At 62.2% G+C, this 15,748-nt stretch carries 14 protein-coding genes; 8 read left to right on the top strand and 6 right to left on the bottom strand.

Annotation, left to right across the window (positions count from 1 at the left end; all coding sequences use genetic code 11):
* Positions 1 to 25 precede the first annotated feature (25 nt).
* The 6 genes from AC4FWB_RS05765 to AC4FWB_RS05790 all read right to left on the bottom strand — a co-directional run bounded on the left by AC4FWB_RS05765 (position 26) and on the right by AC4FWB_RS05790 (position 6,999).
* Entirely contained in the window at positions 26 to 865 is an 840-nt protein-coding gene (locus tag AC4FWB_RS05765; protein WP_491024872.1) for a helix-turn-helix domain-containing protein, read from the bottom strand.
* 19 nt (positions 866 to 884) lie between these two features.
* Positions 885 to 1,670 (bottom strand): ABC transporter ATP-binding protein, encoded by a 786-nt coding sequence (locus tag AC4FWB_RS05770; RefSeq protein ID WP_491024873.1) that lies wholly within the window; start codon positions 1,668 to 1,670, stop codon positions 885 to 887.
* A gap of 25 nt (positions 1,671 to 1,695) precedes the next feature.
* Positions 1,696 to 2,529, bottom strand: coding sequence for an ABC transporter permease (locus AC4FWB_RS05775; protein WP_491024874.1), 834 nt, complete (start codon positions 2,527 to 2,529; stop codon positions 1,696 to 1,698).
* 32 nt (positions 2,530 to 2,561) lie between these two features.
* Complete coding sequence (locus AC4FWB_RS05780) at positions 2,562 to 3,521, bottom strand: ABC transporter substrate-binding protein (RefSeq protein ID WP_491024875.1); 960 nt, start codon at positions 3,519 to 3,521, stop codon at positions 2,562 to 2,564.
* Positions 3,522 to 3,532: 11 nt separating this feature from the next.
* The gene (locus AC4FWB_RS05785) at positions 3,533 to 5,611 is read right to left on the bottom strand and encodes a N,N-dimethylformamidase beta subunit family domain-containing protein (RefSeq protein WP_491024876.1); all 2,079 of its coding nucleotides are present in this window, start codon (positions 5,609 to 5,611) and stop codon (positions 3,533 to 3,535) included.
* A 275-nt stretch (positions 5,612 to 5,886) separates the two neighbouring features.
* The gene (locus AC4FWB_RS05790) at positions 5,887 to 6,999 is read right to left on the bottom strand and encodes a histidinol-phosphate transaminase (protein ID WP_491024877.1); all 1,113 of its coding nucleotides are present in this window, start codon (positions 6,997 to 6,999) and stop codon (positions 5,887 to 5,889) included.
* Between the two features lie 180 nt (positions 7,000 to 7,179).
* On the opposite strand from AC4FWB_RS05790, the gene AC4FWB_RS05795 reads away from it, so the two are divergent.
* The 8 genes from AC4FWB_RS05795 (at position 7,180) to AC4FWB_RS05830 (ending at position 15,427) form a co-directional block, all read left to right on the top strand.
* Positions 7,180 to 7,953, top strand: a complete 774-nt coding sequence (locus tag AC4FWB_RS05795; protein ID WP_491024878.1) for an SDR family NAD(P)-dependent oxidoreductase — start codon at positions 7,180 to 7,182, stop codon at positions 7,951 to 7,953.
* Between the two features lie 57 nt (positions 7,954 to 8,010).
* Entirely contained in the window at positions 8,011 to 9,333 is a 1,323-nt protein-coding gene (gene hisD, locus AC4FWB_RS05800; RefSeq protein ID WP_491024879.1) for a histidinol dehydrogenase, read from the top strand.
* Between the two features lie 14 nt (positions 9,334 to 9,347).
* Complete coding sequence (locus AC4FWB_RS05805) at positions 9,348 to 10,373, top strand: zinc-dependent alcohol dehydrogenase (protein WP_491025253.1); 1,026 nt, start codon at positions 9,348 to 9,350, stop codon at positions 10,371 to 10,373.
* A 32-nt stretch (positions 10,374 to 10,405) separates the two neighbouring features.
* On the top strand, positions 10,406 to 11,137 hold the full coding sequence (hutC, locus tag AC4FWB_RS05810; RefSeq protein ID WP_491024880.1) for a histidine utilization transcriptional repressor HutC: 732 nt from the start codon (positions 10,406 to 10,408) through the stop codon (positions 11,135 to 11,137).
* An 87-nt stretch (positions 11,138 to 11,224) separates the two neighbouring features.
* A complete protein-coding gene (locus AC4FWB_RS05815; protein WP_491024881.1) occupies positions 11,225 to 12,529 on the top strand; it encodes a hypothetical protein in 1,305 nt (434 codons plus the stop codon).
* 217 nt (positions 12,530 to 12,746) lie between these two features.
* Positions 12,747 to 13,748 (top strand): ABC transporter substrate-binding protein, encoded by a 1,002-nt coding sequence (locus tag AC4FWB_RS05820; protein ID WP_491025254.1) that lies wholly within the window; start codon positions 12,747 to 12,749, stop codon positions 13,746 to 13,748.
* 91 nt (positions 13,749 to 13,839) lie between these two features.
* Complete coding sequence (locus tag AC4FWB_RS05825) at positions 13,840 to 14,634, top strand: ABC transporter permease (RefSeq protein ID WP_491024882.1); 795 nt, start codon at positions 13,840 to 13,842, stop codon at positions 14,632 to 14,634.
* 10 nt (positions 14,635 to 14,644) lie between these two features.
* Positions 14,645 to 15,427, top strand: a complete 783-nt coding sequence (locus AC4FWB_RS05830) for an ABC transporter ATP-binding protein (protein ID WP_491024883.1) — start codon at positions 14,645 to 14,647, stop codon at positions 15,425 to 15,427.
* The last annotated feature ends 321 nt before the right edge of the window (positions 15,428 to 15,748 follow it).

Genomic DNA, 15,748 nt, shown 5'->3' on the forward strand with positions numbered 1-15,748 from the left:
ATTCATATGGCTCGTTCGGTAGCGCTCAGCAATTTCCAGGTATGACGAGGTGCTGTTTGCCGGTGGTGGGAAGCGTCAGCACCTGCTGCAGGATCGGCATCGTCAGGGCGAAGAGCTCAGCTTGGGACGATAAATTGCACCTGCGATACAGTTGTTTGCGGTAGACTTTGACCGTTTGTGGACTGATGCTGAGGTTCAGTCCTATCGAAACCGACGAATGCCCCTGCAGGATGAGCAGTGCCACCTCCGCCTGGCGCCGGCTGAGCATCAGGTTGTATTGATCGCGCATCGCGGCAATGAGGTCGTCCGTAACGGTCAGGCCATGAGGTTGACGAGACAAGAGGTCGCCGCCGCTGGACCAGTGCGATTTGAGCAACGTCATGATGACTGCTTCGTGCCGCTTCAACCGCCTCTCGTCCAGCGAAGAGAACATTTGTCCCGACGACCGGTCCTTGCCCATGGAAATGGTGATCGTGGTGTCGTCGCCCACCATCTGCACAACCGAGATTTCGTCGGTGATCCCTATTCGCCCATAATACCATTCGTAGTAACGGCTTCTTTTGAACTGGTCCGGCGCGACATCCAGAAGGCGGAAAATCCCCGATTTCTCGCGTCTGAGATGGTACTGATAAATCGGATCCAGCACATATGCGCCGGCAAGATATGTGTTTTTCAGATGCCGGAAGACGTTCGGGCCCCGTGCGCATCGAAAGTGCACCGTAGGCAGCGACGTGCCCTGATACGTTATGGCGATGATGTTGTCGTAAGGCATGCATTCGCGCAGATAGGCGCAAAGACGCTCGTGGAAATTGGTTTTTCCTATCGCCTCGATGGTCAGTGCAAGAGTATTCAGCTCAGCGTTCACAGCGATCGCACCGTGGGTATCAGGGTTTCTCCATTGCCATGACTTTCAGCGTTTCCTCGCGGATATCGGCGAATATCTCCCGCTTGTAGGCCGTGAAACTGGCATCCGTGACGATGCTGAAAGATCGCGGCCGTTCGAGTTTGATTGCAATATCTTTTTTCACCCGGCCCGGGCGACTGGCCAGAACGATCACCCTGTCGGCCAGGAATATCGCTTCGTCGACATCATGGGTGACGAACAGGACGGTTACCCTGTGGTCTTCCCAAACCTTGAGCAAGAGCTCCTGCATCATGCCGCGCGTCTGCGCATCGAGCGCCCCGAAAGGCTCATCCATCAGCAGGATCGAGGGTTTGTAGACGAGCGCTCGCGCGATGGCTACGCGCTGACGCATGCCGCCGGAAAGCTGCTTGGGATAGGCGTCCTCGAACCCCGCCAGGCCGACCGCCTGGACGAAGTGCGCCACCAGTCCGCTTTTTTCCGCCTTTGACAAGGCGCTCTTTTCCAAGGCGAAGCGGATGTTGCCCTGCACCGTCATCCACTCAAACAGGCTATAGGACTGAAAGACGAATCCGCGGTTGCGCCCAGGGCCTGAAACCGGAACGCCGTCGATCCTGATTTCGCCCGTGGTCGGCTCGTCGAGCCCCCCAACCATGTTGAGCAACGTCGATTTCCCGCAACCCGACGTACCGACGATGGAAACGAATTCATTTTCCCGAATGTCGACGTCGACGCGCTCGATGGCGACCAGCGGCGCTGCATTCACCTTGAAAATCTTTCCCACGCCGTCAATGGCGACCTTGGGCATTGGCCTGATTTGCATCATCGACAGTTCACCGCGTCTGACTGTTCCAGCGGAACAGCGATTGGCCGGTCTTCTTGAACAGATAATCGGTCAGCAGTCCGAGCACGCCAATGAACAGCGTGCCGAACAGGATCGTGTCCGTCGCCAGGTAGCGCTGCGCATCCATAATGCGTCGTCCTAACCCCTCGCTGGCGGCGACCAGCTCGGCGACCACCAGATAGGTCCAGGTCCAACCTATGGTTATGCGGAACGTGTCCCATATGCCTGGAGAGGAGGCCGGCAGAATGATGCGGCGCAGGATCTCGCTGTTGCTGAAACCCAATGTCTGGCCAGCCCGTATCAGGTTCATGTCGATGTTCTTGACGTTATCCATGATCATCAGGGACTGCTGGAAGAACGTACCGAGGAACAGGATCAGGATCTTCTGCATGTCGCCAATACCTGCCCACAGGATCGACAGGGGTATCAACGCGACGATGGGCATGTACCGAACCGTCGAAATCAAAGGCTCCAGCGCGCCCTCGATCAGCCGGTAGTTTCCCATCAATATGCCGACCGGCACGGCAACGGCCGTCGCGGCAAGCCAACCAATGACGATGCGGTAAATACTGACGGAAGCGTCGGAGAAGAGGATGCCCTCGTGGATCTGGCGCCAGCCTTCCATGAGAACCGCCATAGGGCTCGGCAGGAACAGCGGCCTGACAACGCCCAATGACGTCACCAACCACCAGGACGCCAGCAGCAGGATCGGAACGACAAGTCCCGCCGCCGAAAAAATACCGCTGGGGATTTCCTGTCTTAACCGCAGCAAGCCCTTTTTCGGTTTTCGCGAAACGCGCACTGTTTCAACAGTCTGAAGCACGTCATTCTCCTTCGCTCGCGGATGCTGGGCAGCTATTTCGCAACCGCATTGAGCTCATCGAGCGCAAGCAGATCGTTGGCGGGAGGAATCTTCTTGATCTCATCCGGTTTCGTGGCCTGCATGATCTCGCCTATTTCCTGAAGGGTCGATTGGAAGTCGCCTTTCAGGAATGCCTTGTTTTCGGCCACGCTGTAGAGACGCACGCCCTTGAATGCGGGCTCGAACTCGTTCATGGGACTGCCAACCGCCTTGGCGATGAGTTCGCCCCCTTCCGCGGGATTTGCGCGGATGAAGCCGATTGCGTCGTCCCAGGCCCGGATCAGACCTTCCACATCTTTCGGATGCGCCTTGATCCAATCCGATTTGGCGGTCAGCATGTCGCTGATCAGTCCGGGTTTTTGCGCAGCCGAGAAGATCACCTTGTAGCTGCTGTCCTGAGCAAGTGCGGTGGAGATATAGGGCTCGTAGGTGACTGCAGCGTCCACATGACCTGCGATCAGCGCAAGGCCCGCTTCGGAGGCACCCATGGGCACGTGTTCGATATCGGCCAGCGTCATCCCGTTTTCCTTAAGGGCGTAATTGATCAGCAGGTCGCTGGTGCTTCCGCTTTCAAAGGCCACCTTCTTGCCTTTGAGCGCCGCGACGGTGCCGATTCCATTGCCGGCCAGGATCGCATCGGCCTGGAAGGACACGTCCATCACCAGAAAGCCCTTCTGGTCGAACCCCTGATTGAACTTGGCGATCATGCCGTTGGTGGCGCCAGCGACAACGTCGAGGTTGCCGCTGGCCAGCGCCGCCGCCAAATCCTGATCCCAGTTGAACATGGTAAGGGCGACATCGACGCCGTTTTTCTCGAAGAAGCCCTTTTCCTTGGCCACCCAGAGCGGGCCGTAGCCGAGCCAGGGCTGCAGCCCGAGCTTGATGGTATCCGCGCAGGCAGCGCTCATGGTTGCCGCCACCATAATGGCCGCCAGTCCCAATTTCTTCAGCATTTCGGTTCTCCTCATGAGGTTTGATCGCCCGGCTTCGGAGTTGGCCTCCTGTTTTGTAATGCCGAGAGATGGTTGAGCAGGTTGAGGGTGATCCTCCCCACATCGTTCATTGCTTTGCCGGCAGGCAGCGCGCCGCACCAGGCGACCGAACTTGCCGAAAAGATCAGGCCACCCGCCACGAGATTTCGTAAGGTCATTTCAGCGCAGCGACGGCCGGCGCGTTCTTCATCCCCTCCCTCGTACCAGCGCGAGGGATCCTGAAAGAAGCTGGCGGGGAAGTCCGTCGCGCGGGCGATCACGACGGTGTCGGACGACGTGCCCAAGGCCCGATTGGTCGCATCCACCTCGTAGCCCGCGGCCGCACCCAATACGATGCCTTCCGAACCGAAGGTTTCATCCTCGATGCCTTCGAACAGCCATGCGCATTCCGGCGCGTGGCTTTCGGGCGTGCGCGTGAAGGGGCGCGCGCCGTCGAAGCCCATCAGCGAGATCGCGCCGCCGACCAGCGAAAACTCGCCCCGGCCCCGGGAGCGAAGGTGGCCTCCAGGCTCGTTGGTTATCGACAGATATTGTTCGCCGATCGAGCCGTCCCAAGTGCGCCCCGATTCCAGTGGCGAGCGGCGCAATTCCATCAGGTCGTCCTTGAAGGCGACCGTTCCGGCAAAGCCGTTTCCGCCGAGATAGGCGATGCTGCCGCCCTCGACCGCAAACTGCCGCAGTGCCCCCTCCATCTCGGTCGACATGTATTCCGGATGGCTTCCGGTCACGACCGCCCGATGCCCGCGAAGGGCTTCGATCCCACGTCGATGGAGATCGTGATCGGTGACGATGTCGAGCGCGATGCCGTTCTCGTTGCAGAACCTCAGGAAATGCAGATCGACCGGCAGGTTGTGGGGGCAGCCGCACAGGGGGTAGTTGTAGTCGTCCCGCAGTGTGACCTTGGGTTTGCGGTAGGAACAGATCGATACGCCGCTGAGATCGGAGTGATAGTCGTATAGCGACTTGAGGTTGTTTGCGATGGCAAAGCGGTGTCCGCGGTCGTCGCATTTCCATTCGTAGAGATGGTCGGGGAGATACTCGTCCGCGTAAGCGAGATAGGTCGCGGTCGGCAGCAGATAGAGCAGCGGTGACGAGGCGCGCGCCGAGGTGACGAAGAACACGATGCGCTCGTAGCCTCCGTTCCACTCCACCTGGAATGCGTATACACCCGGCTTCGCATCTTCGGGCACCACGGCTCGGTGGGAAGAGGGCCACTGGAGCGGTCCCATATCATCGTCGTGGCAATGGATGGCATCGTAGTGCGAAGGTACGAGCCGGGGGTCGAAACTCGATCCGTCCCAGCGCGTCGACGTCACGCAGAATGTAGGCTGATTGATCACCTCGAGCGCCAGCGGGACAGGCCCGCCTGACGAAAGGACCGGCTCCGCGGGCAGGAGTGTCGGGAAATCCCAGACGATTGGCCCCTCGGAGGTTTCCAGCCGAATGGCCGCAAATCTGGCGTTGAGCGTGAGCCCGTTTCGAGAGCTGCTCGCTCCGAAGTGGATGTCGTGCTCCTGCAGATGCCGTTTGGCGTCGTACAAACGCTGCTTGAATTCATAAGGGGCAAGGAGATCGTGAGACTTGAGCCTGAAGAACGGCTCGTCCTCATGCAGATCGAGCTCGACGGTCAGCCAAACCCCTTGCGGAACCTGCGCGGTGAACAGACGATCGTTGTGCATCTCCAAGGCAATCGCCCCATCGCGAAGGCTCAGTAGAAAGGACCCGGCTTCCAGGATCGTGCGAGGCCCCATGTTGCGGGTGAGAAGCAGCTCGAAGCGGATGCCCCGGACAGCCGGCGCCTTTGCAAGCTCCTCCGCGCCCAGGCGAAGGTACGATCCGTGATCGAAGCTGCGATGTGCGTCCGGCTCGGACGTCGCCTCGACTGGCCAAGTCACAAATTTCGCGGTTTGTGTGTCCAGCCGACATATCCGCACGCTCTCTACCGACCGGCTGCTGGAAAGACCAAGTTCCACCCGCTGGCCGGGCTCTACGCTCCAGGGGGTGGCATAGCCGACCGCGCTCATCGCTCCATGGTCAACCAAGCGGCGCATCGATCGTGCCTCTCAAATCCATGAATGGCAGGACGACCTCACAGTCTGGGTTCCAGATCGACCGGTTATCGCGCATACCCCTCAATCTCCATGAGACTACTTTCAGGTAGCATATCGCCGGGGTATATACCCCCGTTGGGGTAGGGTGCCAATGGTGTTGGAATATTCGGGCCATTCCGAGTTGGCGGGCCAGCGAAGCGGCGCATCCGGCTGGTGGTCGTATGACTTCCTTGGGGGGCGGCAGCGGCGCTCCTCAGTTGGTTAGGTTGGCAGCCTCACATGTCCTCGAACAGATCGGACAGCTCGTCCATGAACTGGTCGTTCTCCGCCGGCGAGCCAATGCTGACGCGCACATAGGTGTCGAAGCCTTCTTGCTTCCATGGTTTGACGATGACGCCTTTTTGCAGCAGGCCTTCCACGAATGCCGAGGCATTCCGCCGGCAATCGAAGAACAGGAAATTGCCTTTGGAGGGAGCGACGTCGAGGCCCTTACCGCGCAGGAAGCCTTCGACGCGGGTTCTCTCCGCGCCGGCCAGCGCCACCACCCTGGCGAGATGATCTTCATCGGCAAGGGCCGACAGCGCGGCCCCCTGGGCGATGGCATTCGCGTTGAAAGGCGTGCGCACGCGGTCGAGCAGCGCGCGCAACTCCGGATCGCCGACGATGCCGAAGCCGATCCGCAAGCCGGCAAGGCCGAACGCCTTGGAAAATGTCCGAAGCACGATCCAGGGCCGGTCCAGCTTTCCGAGACAGGCAAGCGACGAGGCATAATCCTCACCCGCGGCATACTCCGCGTAGGCTTCGTCGATGACGACCAGCGTTTCGTCGCTGGCCGCGCCGAGGACCCTGACGAGATCGCCGGCGGAAAGCCAGCTGCCGACCGGGTTCATCGGATTCGAGAACAACAGCATGCGCGGCCGTTCGCGCACGGCCGCGATCATGGCCTCGACATCGATGGTGAAATCATCCTTGACGGCAACACGATTGACCGTCGCGCCCGCCAGCGTCGCATAGTCCTCATGCAAGGGAAACGACGGGTAGAGCGTGACGATGGCGTCGCCCGGCCGCAACACGGCGTGGCTGATGATGGAAAGAAGTTCTTCCGAGCCATTGCCGAGGATGACCTGTTCCTGGTCGACGGCATGTTTCGCCGCAATGGCGCTGCGCAGCTTGCGACCGGCAGGATCCGGATAGAGCCGGAACATCTCGGCGTTGGCCGTGAGCATTGTTGCGAGGGTCGGCGTCGGCCCGAGAGGATTTTCATTTGAGCCCAGCTTGGCGATCCTGGCCGGGGTGTATCGCGCCATGACCTCGCCAATGGTGAGGCCCGAATTGTAGGGTGAGAGTCGTGTGACTTCGGCTCGGACGATATCTGAGGCTTTCGACAAGGAACGGACTCCCGCGCGGTTGACCGACCGCCTCGATCCCACGGCTGATTGGGCCCAGCGGCGAACGACCCAACCACTACCGCAGCCGAAATCATTTGTATATGCTTGTATAGATAAGCTGGATCGGCTAGCCTCGAGCGGAACGGCGAACCCGACCCTTACCAGGCAGGAGTATCAAACATGCGCAACGCTCCGCTCTTCGACCTGTCGGGTAGGAAAGCGCTCGTCACCGGCGCAAGCCGCGGCATCGGGCGCAGCATTGCCGAGGCGCTGAGCGCGGCCGGCGCCGATGTCGCCGTCACCGCGCGCAATCTCGCTTCGCTTGGGGAGACGACGGCAGCCATCCGCGCCGCCGGCGGGATCGCCCACGCCATCGCCCTGGACGTCACCGATGTCGGCCGCTGCCGGGCAGCGACGGCGGAGGCCGCCGGCCTGCTCGGCGGTCTCGATATCCTCGTCAACAATGCCGGGATGGAGGAAGTCCGCCCCTCGCTCGATGTCGACGAGGCGCTTTGGGACAGGATCGTCGACACCAATCTCAAGGGCGCGTTCTTCTGCGCCCAGGCCGCCGCGCGCCACATGCGGGACGCCGGCCGGCCCGGCGCCATCATCAACCTTTGCTCGCTCACCTCCGAAGTCGGGATTCCTACGGCCGTGCCCTACGGCTCGTCGAAGTCGGGCCTGCTCGGCATGACGCGGGCCCTGGCGGCGGAGTGGGCGGATCTGGGGATCAGGGTCAACGCCATCGCCCCCGGCTATTTCAGGACGTCGATGACCGAGGTGTTCTACGGCAATGAGGCATGGCGGCAATCGATGCTGGCCAAGATCCCGCAGCACCGCTTCGGCGACCTGTCGGACCTGCACGGGATCGCGGTGTTCCTGGCTTCCGATGCCTCGGCCTACATCACCGGCCAGTCCGTCCCCGTGGATGGCGGCTTTCTCGCATCGATCTGAGCCGGCTTGTGACCGATCAACGCCAACCACCACCGCGTTCCAAGAGAAGGAGCAGCCATGTCTGACATCAGCTTCCACGACCTGTCGACCCTCGATGCCGATCAGCGGGCAAGCCTGCTGCGGCGCGCCGAGGCCGATCTTTCGGTCTTCGTAGAGAAGGTTCGTCCGATCATCGAGGCCGTCAGGACCGAGGGCGACGCGGCCCTGCTTCGCTTCGCAAGAGAACTCGACAAGGCGGAAGTGGCCGAGGGCGGGCTCAAGGTTTCGGAGGCGGAGTTCGACGCGGCATTCGACAAGGTCGAGAAGGATGTCGTGGAGAGCATTCGGTTCGGCATCGAGAACATCCGGCATTTCCACGAGGAGCAGCGCCCGGAAACGATGTGGTTGAAGGAAGTCCGGCCGGGCGCCTACGCGGGCGACAGGTACACGCCGATCGCATCCGTCGCGCTCTACGTTCCGCGCGGCAAGGGCGCCTTCCCGTCGGTGACGATGATGACCTCGGTGCCGGCGGTGATTGCCGGCGTGCCGCAGATCGCGATTGTGACGCCGCCGACATCCGACGGTTCCGTCGATGCCGCGACCCTGGTCGCCGCCCGCCTGGCCGGCGTCGGGACGGTCTACAAATGCGGCGGCGCCCAGGCGGTCGCCGCCGTCGCCTACGGCACCGAGACGGTGAAACCCGCCGTCAAGATCGTCGGGCCGGGCAGCCCCTGGGTGGTGGCGGCGAAGAGCCTGTTGTCCTCGATCATCAACACAGGTCTTCCGGCCGGCCCTTCCGAAGCAATCATCTTCGCCGATGACAGCGTCGACGGTGGCCTTGCCGCCCTGGACCTTTTGATCGAAGCCGAACACGGACCGGATTCCTCGGCCTATCTGGTGACGCACAGCCGCAAGGTCGCCGAAGCGGCCGTGGCCGCGCTGCCGCAACACTGGTCCCGCATGAGCGAACAGCGCGTCGAGTTCTCGCGCGCGGTGCTGACCGGAAAGCGCGGCGGTGTCGTGCTGACCGCATCCCTGGAAGACAGCTACCGCTTCATCAACGACTATGCCCCGGAGCACCTCGAGATCCTGTCGAAGGAACCGTTCGCGCATCTTGGGCACATCACCGAGGCGGCCGAGATCCTCATGGGGCCGCACACGCCGGTGACGCTCGCCAATTTCGTCCTCGGACCCAATGCCGTGCTGCCGACCAGCCGCTGGGCGCGCACCTACGGGCCGCTTTCCGTCACCGATTTCGTCAAACGATCGTCGGTCGGCTATGTGACCTCGGCGGCTTACCCGGAACTCGCCCAGCATGCGCGCAGGCTCGCCCGCTACGAAGGGTTCAGTTCGCATGAGAACGCGGTCTCGGAAATTCGCAGCCGCTATCTTTCCGCCTGATGGAAGCGAAGGCGATGAAGGCGGTACGACTCTACGGACCCGGCGACCTGCGCGTGGAGGATATCGCCGCGCCGGGCACGCCCGATGCGGGCTGGGTGAGGCTCAAGGTCGATGCCGCGGGCATCTGCGGCTCCGATCTGCACAATTTCCGCACCGGTCAATGGATAAGCCGATCGCCATCGACGGCCGGCCATGAGTTTACGGGCACTGTGATCGCGCTAGGCGAGGGCGTGAGCACCATCGCCGAGGGCGACAGGGTCGTCGCCGATTCACGCTTCTGGTGCGGAGAATGCGCGCAATGCCATGCCGGCAGGCCACACCTTTGCGCGTCGCTGGGGTTCGTCGGCGAGGTCTGCGACGGCGGCTTTGCCGAACAGGCGGTTCTGCCCGCGCGCCTGCTGCATGTCGTCGACGCCGCGCTCGACGCGCGGGTCGCGGCGATGGCCGAGCCGCTCGCGGTGGCGCTGCACGCGGTGCGGCGCCTGCCGAAAACGGCGGGCTCGGTGCTTGTCCTCGGCTGCGGGACCATCGGCGGCCTTGCCGCGCTGCTGCTCTCGCGAACCTTCGCCGGCACCATTCTGATCGCCGACCGCAACCAGGCCCGCTGCGCCCGCGTCGCGCGGGTGACCGGCGCCACGATCATCGACCTGGACCCGGACGCCATTGCCGCCGCGACTGCGAATGCCCCCTTGCTCGCGGCCGTCGAGGCGACTGGCAGTGTTGCCGCGCTCAACCAGTTGCTGGGTGTTCTGGGTCCCGGCGGCACCATTGCGATGGTCGGCATATTCCACGGCCGACTCGACATCGATCCCAACATGCTGGTCGAGCGGGAGATCGCATTGCTGGGCTGCCACGCCTTCGCCGACGAGCTTCCCGATGCGATCCGGATGTTGGGTGACCTGAGCGAACCGCTGGTCAGCCTGATCGACCGCGAGGTCGGGCTCGATGACGTCCCCGCGGCCTATCAGCGGCTGTTGGCAGGCCAGGGCGACGGCTTGAAAACAATCATCCGGATGCGGCAACCTGTCGGGCATTCCTGATTCCGATAGCTTGCCGGAAAGGAACATTTGAAATGAACACTTTGCCCGATACGGCCAGCCCTCTTTACGAGAAGGTCAAGGACTACATCCTGACGAACATCGGAACCGGCCGGTGGAGCAAGGACCGCAAGCTGCCGTCCGAGAATGAATTCGTGGCCGCGCTCGGCGTCTCCAGGATGACGGTCCACCGCGCCCTGAGAGAATTGACCTCGGCGGGATTTCTGATCCGGCTCCAAGGGGTGGGAACCTTCATAGCGCCGCCCCGTCCGCAATCGACCCTGATCGAGATCAACAACATCGCGGCCGAGATTGTCGCGCGGGGCAACAGGCATCGCTCGGAAGTCCTGGTTCTCGAAAAGGTCATGCCGACAAAGGAGCTCGCCTTGTCTTTCGAGTTCGCCAAGCGCACCGCGGTCTACCATTCCATCGTCGTCAACTTCGAGAACGATCTGCCCGTGCAGCTGGAAGAGCGCTTCGTCAATCCGAGCCTCATACCCGACTACGACAAGCAGGACTTCTCCAAGACGGCGACCTACGACTACCTGATGCAGAAAACGCCGGTGACCGAGGTCGAGCACATCATCTCCGCCATCCCAGCCGATGCCGAGACGGCGCGGCATCTGGGCATCGATGTCGGGAACTGCTGCCTGCTTCTGCATCGCCGGACATGGACCGGCGCGATCGTCGCCACGATCAGCAGCCTGACCTATGTGGGCAGCCGCTATTCGCTCGGCAGCCGCTACTCTCCCTCCAGGACTCCCTGATAGCGGCGAGGCGGCCCCACAAGCCGGCGAGATGTGTCCGTAAGATGTATATACATGTATTTATGAAAAGGCCGAGAGGAGCGACGGATGACGCCTAGCCGCACGGCAAGGATCAGGGCTCTTGCGCAGGACGACGTTGCCGAGGCTCAGCGTGCGCTGTCGGCGCTGCTTGGCGACCTTTTCGCAATGCGCCCCGACAACGTCCGCATCAACTTCGACAAATACAGCCTGAATTCGCTGAACGGATTCTTCGACAATAATGGCGGGGCCTACTTCTTCAAGTTCCACCAGGAGGAACGGGAGGAAGCCATGACGGGCGAATATTACCGCGCCGAGATCCTTTCCCGGGCTGGCCTGCCGGTCGACCAGCCGGTCCATATGTCGGCTGAGCCGGGCGAGCAGATCCTGATCTATCGCCGCCGCGACGACCCGCGCTTTTCGGACGTGCTCTATGCCCTCGACGTCAAGGACGATGCCGCGAAGCGGCGCGAGGCGGTGCTGGCCGAGCGCGACCTCTCGGCCAGGCTGCTCAAGGTCTACCTCGAGACGCTGCATCCGGTGACCGTCGAGCAGGTCTCCGCGGAGCCGATCCACAGGCTCTTCCACGATCGGCTCGTCGATGCCGGCACGCGTTTATCGCCAGGCGGCCGGCTGGCCGATTTCTATGTCGGCAAGCGGTTTGTCTTTCCAGGCGCTGAGCTGGACTGGGACGAGTTTTCCCGCTTGAAATTCGTCATCAACGGCCAGCGCTACGTCCACAGCGTCGGCGAGCTCTTCGAAGCCGCCGCAATGCGCCTGCGGCCCGAGCGGCTTGCCGATGGCGGAGGGGTGGTCGCGCATGGCGATGCCCACAACGCCAATGTCTGGTACACGGCGAAGGAGGGGAGGGCGGAATTGTCCTTCTTCGATCCCGCCTTCGCCGGCTCGCATATCCCGACGCTGCTGGCGGAGGTGAAGGCGACCTTCCACAACATCTTTGCCCATCCGTTCTGGCTCTATGATCCGGTCACCGCCACCCAGGCCTTCCGGGCAAATGCCCGCAGGGAAGGGAACCTGCTGCAGGTCGAGACCGACTGGGATCTGAGCCTCGTCCGGCGGGATCTGCTGGAGGTCAAGGCAACCCATCTGTGGCGGCCATTGCTCCCCGAGCTGAAGCGGCGAAGCATGCTCCCGTCCGATTGGCGATCGGTCCTGCGGTTGGGGCTGTTCCTGTCGCCCACGCTGGTCATGAACCTCAGGGCCGGCGCACGCAGTCACACGGCGATGTCGTCGCTGATTGCTTTTTCTGTGGCGGTCATGGTCGGCAGCGAGCCCGATAGCGGCACCAATCGCGTGACCGATTTCCTCGACACGGTCGACCCGGAAGCAGCGCCACAAGCGGCTCCCGCCTGACACCTCGGATGAAGCAAAATCAAGCTACCCAACTTGTATATGCATGTATGTATTTTAGCCTTGACATCCACCGCCGCCGACGTTGAATATCCTCACACTTCCGTCGAAGTGGCAGGTAAGACGCCGAGGCACAGTGCCGCAAGAGCAGAAGCCGCATTCTCACCAGACCGGAAGTTTGGTTCAAAAAGCGGTCTGATCATCAAGGGGAACAAAGATGATGCGTAACCTAGCAGGACAATTTCGTGCGCTCGTGGCGGCCGCCGTCGTCGGCTTCGCCCCGGCGGCCTATGCCGCCGACACCGCCATCCCCGCCACACCGGAAGCGGGATCGTTCAAGATCGGCATCGAGCCCTGGCTCGGCTATGGCCAGTGGCACGTCGCCGAAGCCAAGGGCCTGTTCAAGACAAGCGGGTTGTCGGACGTCCAGATCGTCAACTTCGCCGAGGACAAGGACATCAACGCCGCGCTGGCCAGCGGCCAGCTCGATGCCGCCAACATCGCGACCCATACCGCGATGGGCATGGTGGCGGCCGGCCTGCCGGTGAAGATCGTGCTTCTGCTCGACGTCAGCATGACCGCCGACGCCATGATCGCCGGCAAGGACATCGCAACCGTCGCCGACCTCAAGGGCAAGCAGGTCGCCTTCGAGGAAGGCACGACGAGCGACATCCTGCTCAAATACGCGCTCGCCAAGAACGGCATGTCGATCGCCGATGTGCAGCCGGTTCCGATGCCGGCGGCGGACGCCGGCAGCGCGCTGATCGCCGGCCAGGTCCCGGTCGCGGTCACCTATGAACCTTATCTCACCGCGGCCAGGGCGCAGAACAAGGACGTCAAGCTGCTCTTCACCGCCGGCGAGGACCCCGGCTTGATCAGCGACGTGCTGGTGGTGCGCGATGAGGTGATCAAGTCGCGGCCCGGCCAGGTGCTTGCCATGATCAAGACCTGGGATGCGGCCCTGAAGGACTACAACGCCGACACGCCGGGTGGCCGCGCCATCATTTCCAAGGCCGTTGGTTCGAGCGTCGAGGACCTCAACACCGCCTTCGACGGCGTGCGCTACTATTCTCTCGCCGAGAACAAGGGCGCTCTCACCGGCGAGTTCTCCACCAAGACATTCGCCGATGTCGAGGCAGCCGCAAAGAATGCCGGGCTGCTGCAGGCCGACGTGACGCCGGAGCAGATGATCGATCCGTCCTTCGTCAAGGCCGCACAATGACGAAGAGCGGATCGCTGTGGTAGCGCAGATGTCCGGGCAGCGAGCCACGGAAGCGAGGCCATCCGGCTCGGCACCAGTCGCGAGACAGGCGATGCGCCGCCGATCCTCCGGGATCGGCGCGCCCATCACGCGCTCCCGGTTCCTGATGATCGCCGTGGCCGTCTTTGCCGGCCTCGGCCTCGCCTGGTGGGCGGCAACCGGCCTGGAGCTGGTGAAGCCCATCTTCCTGCCCTCGCCGGAGAGCGTGGCTGGCCAGCTCGGCAAGCTCTGGAGCGACGGCACGTTGTGGCTGGATCTCCGGGCCTCGATTTATCGCATCTCCGTCGGCTTCCTCATCGCCTCGGCGCTGGCGATTCCGATCGGCGTGCTGATCGGCAGTTTCAGGGCCTGGGAGGCCGCCATCGAGCCGCTGGTGGATTTCATTCGCTATATGCCGGTTGTCGCTTTCGTGCCGCTCTCCATCCTGTGGTCGGGCACCGGCGATGCCCAGAAATTCCTGATCATCTTCATCGGCACCTTCTTCCAGCAGGTCCTGATGGTCATGGACAATGTGAAGCGGGTTCCGACGGACTTCGTCGGCCTCGGCCGGACGCTCGGCCTGCCGGACCGCAAGATCCTGACGCGCATCGTGGTTCCCAGCGCCTTGCCGGGCATCTGGGATACGCTGCGCATCAGCCTGGGCTGGGCATGGACATGGCTCGTTCTGGCTGAACTCGTCGCGGCGACATCCGGGCTCGGCTACCGCATCACCGTCTCCCAGCGCTATTTCCAGACCAACACCATCATCGGCTACATCCTTTTGCTGGGCGTGCTTGGTCTCGTTACCGACCAGGTCATGAAGGCGCTGGGCAAGGTGCTGTTCCGGCAGGAAGGCCACGCGCAATGAGGTATGGCCGATGAGTTCCCCCAAACTGCGGATCGCGGGTCTCCACAAGAGCTTCGGTGTGGGAGCGCGGCGCACCGAAGTGCTGCGCGACATCAACCTCGATCTCGCCGACAACGAATTCGTCTCGCTGGTGGGCACGTCGGGCTGCGGCAAGAGCACGCTGCTGTCGATCGTGGCCGGGCTGCAGGATTTCGACGCCGGCGAACTCGATATCGACGGCGCACCGATCCTGAAGCCGGGCCTCGACCGCGGCGTCGTCTTCCAGTCCTACACGCTGCTGCCCTGGCTGACGGCGCGGCAGAACATCGAGTTTGCCCTCAAGGCCGCCGGCCATGACCGCTCGACCTGCCGCAGGATCGCGAGCGAGCATCTCGACCTGGTCAAGCTCTCGCACTGCGCCGATCTCTACCCGTCCGAACTCTCCGGCGGCATGAAGCAACGCGTCGCCATTGCGCGGGCACTTTCCTATCGCCCCAAGATGCTTCTGATGGACGAGCCCTTTGGCGCGCTCGATGCCTTGACCAGGCACCAGATGCAGGAGCTTCTGACGCAGATTTGGGAAGAGCACCGGCTCACCGTGCTCTTCGTCACCCATGATGTGGAGGAGGCCGTCTACCTCTCGGACCGCATCGTCGTGATGGGGATCGGCCCCGGGCGCATCACGCGGACCTTCAACGTTGGCATCGAGCGCCCGCGCCGAGAAGAGATCATGGAAAGCGGGGAGTTCATGGACCTGCAGCGCAGCGTCCACAAGGCGATCCGCGAGGCGTCAAGACGCCTAGAAATGGCATGAGGCGAGCAAGCCATAAATCCCCATTTTTCAAAAGGTTGAGTTTTTGACGGTCTCAAAAATCCGAAAAATTATACTCGTTCTCCGTCTCCGAGCTGGCAAGTCCGATCTGCGCCGACGTCACTCCAGCCGGGCGAACTCTCTTGCATGACCCAGAACAGGTCGTTCGGTGAAGATCAGAAGTCATCCAAATTTCACGGGCGGTAGCCGTTCACCTTGCCGTCCTTGAAAGCTTGAATCAGGTAAAAAGGGCTGAAGCCGAAGTGCCGGCATAGCCTCCAAAACTGCCTCGATATCGCACTCGGAATTCCCCGAGTGCGATAT

The organism is Mesorhizobium sp. LEGMi-168a (assembly GCF_058312955.1).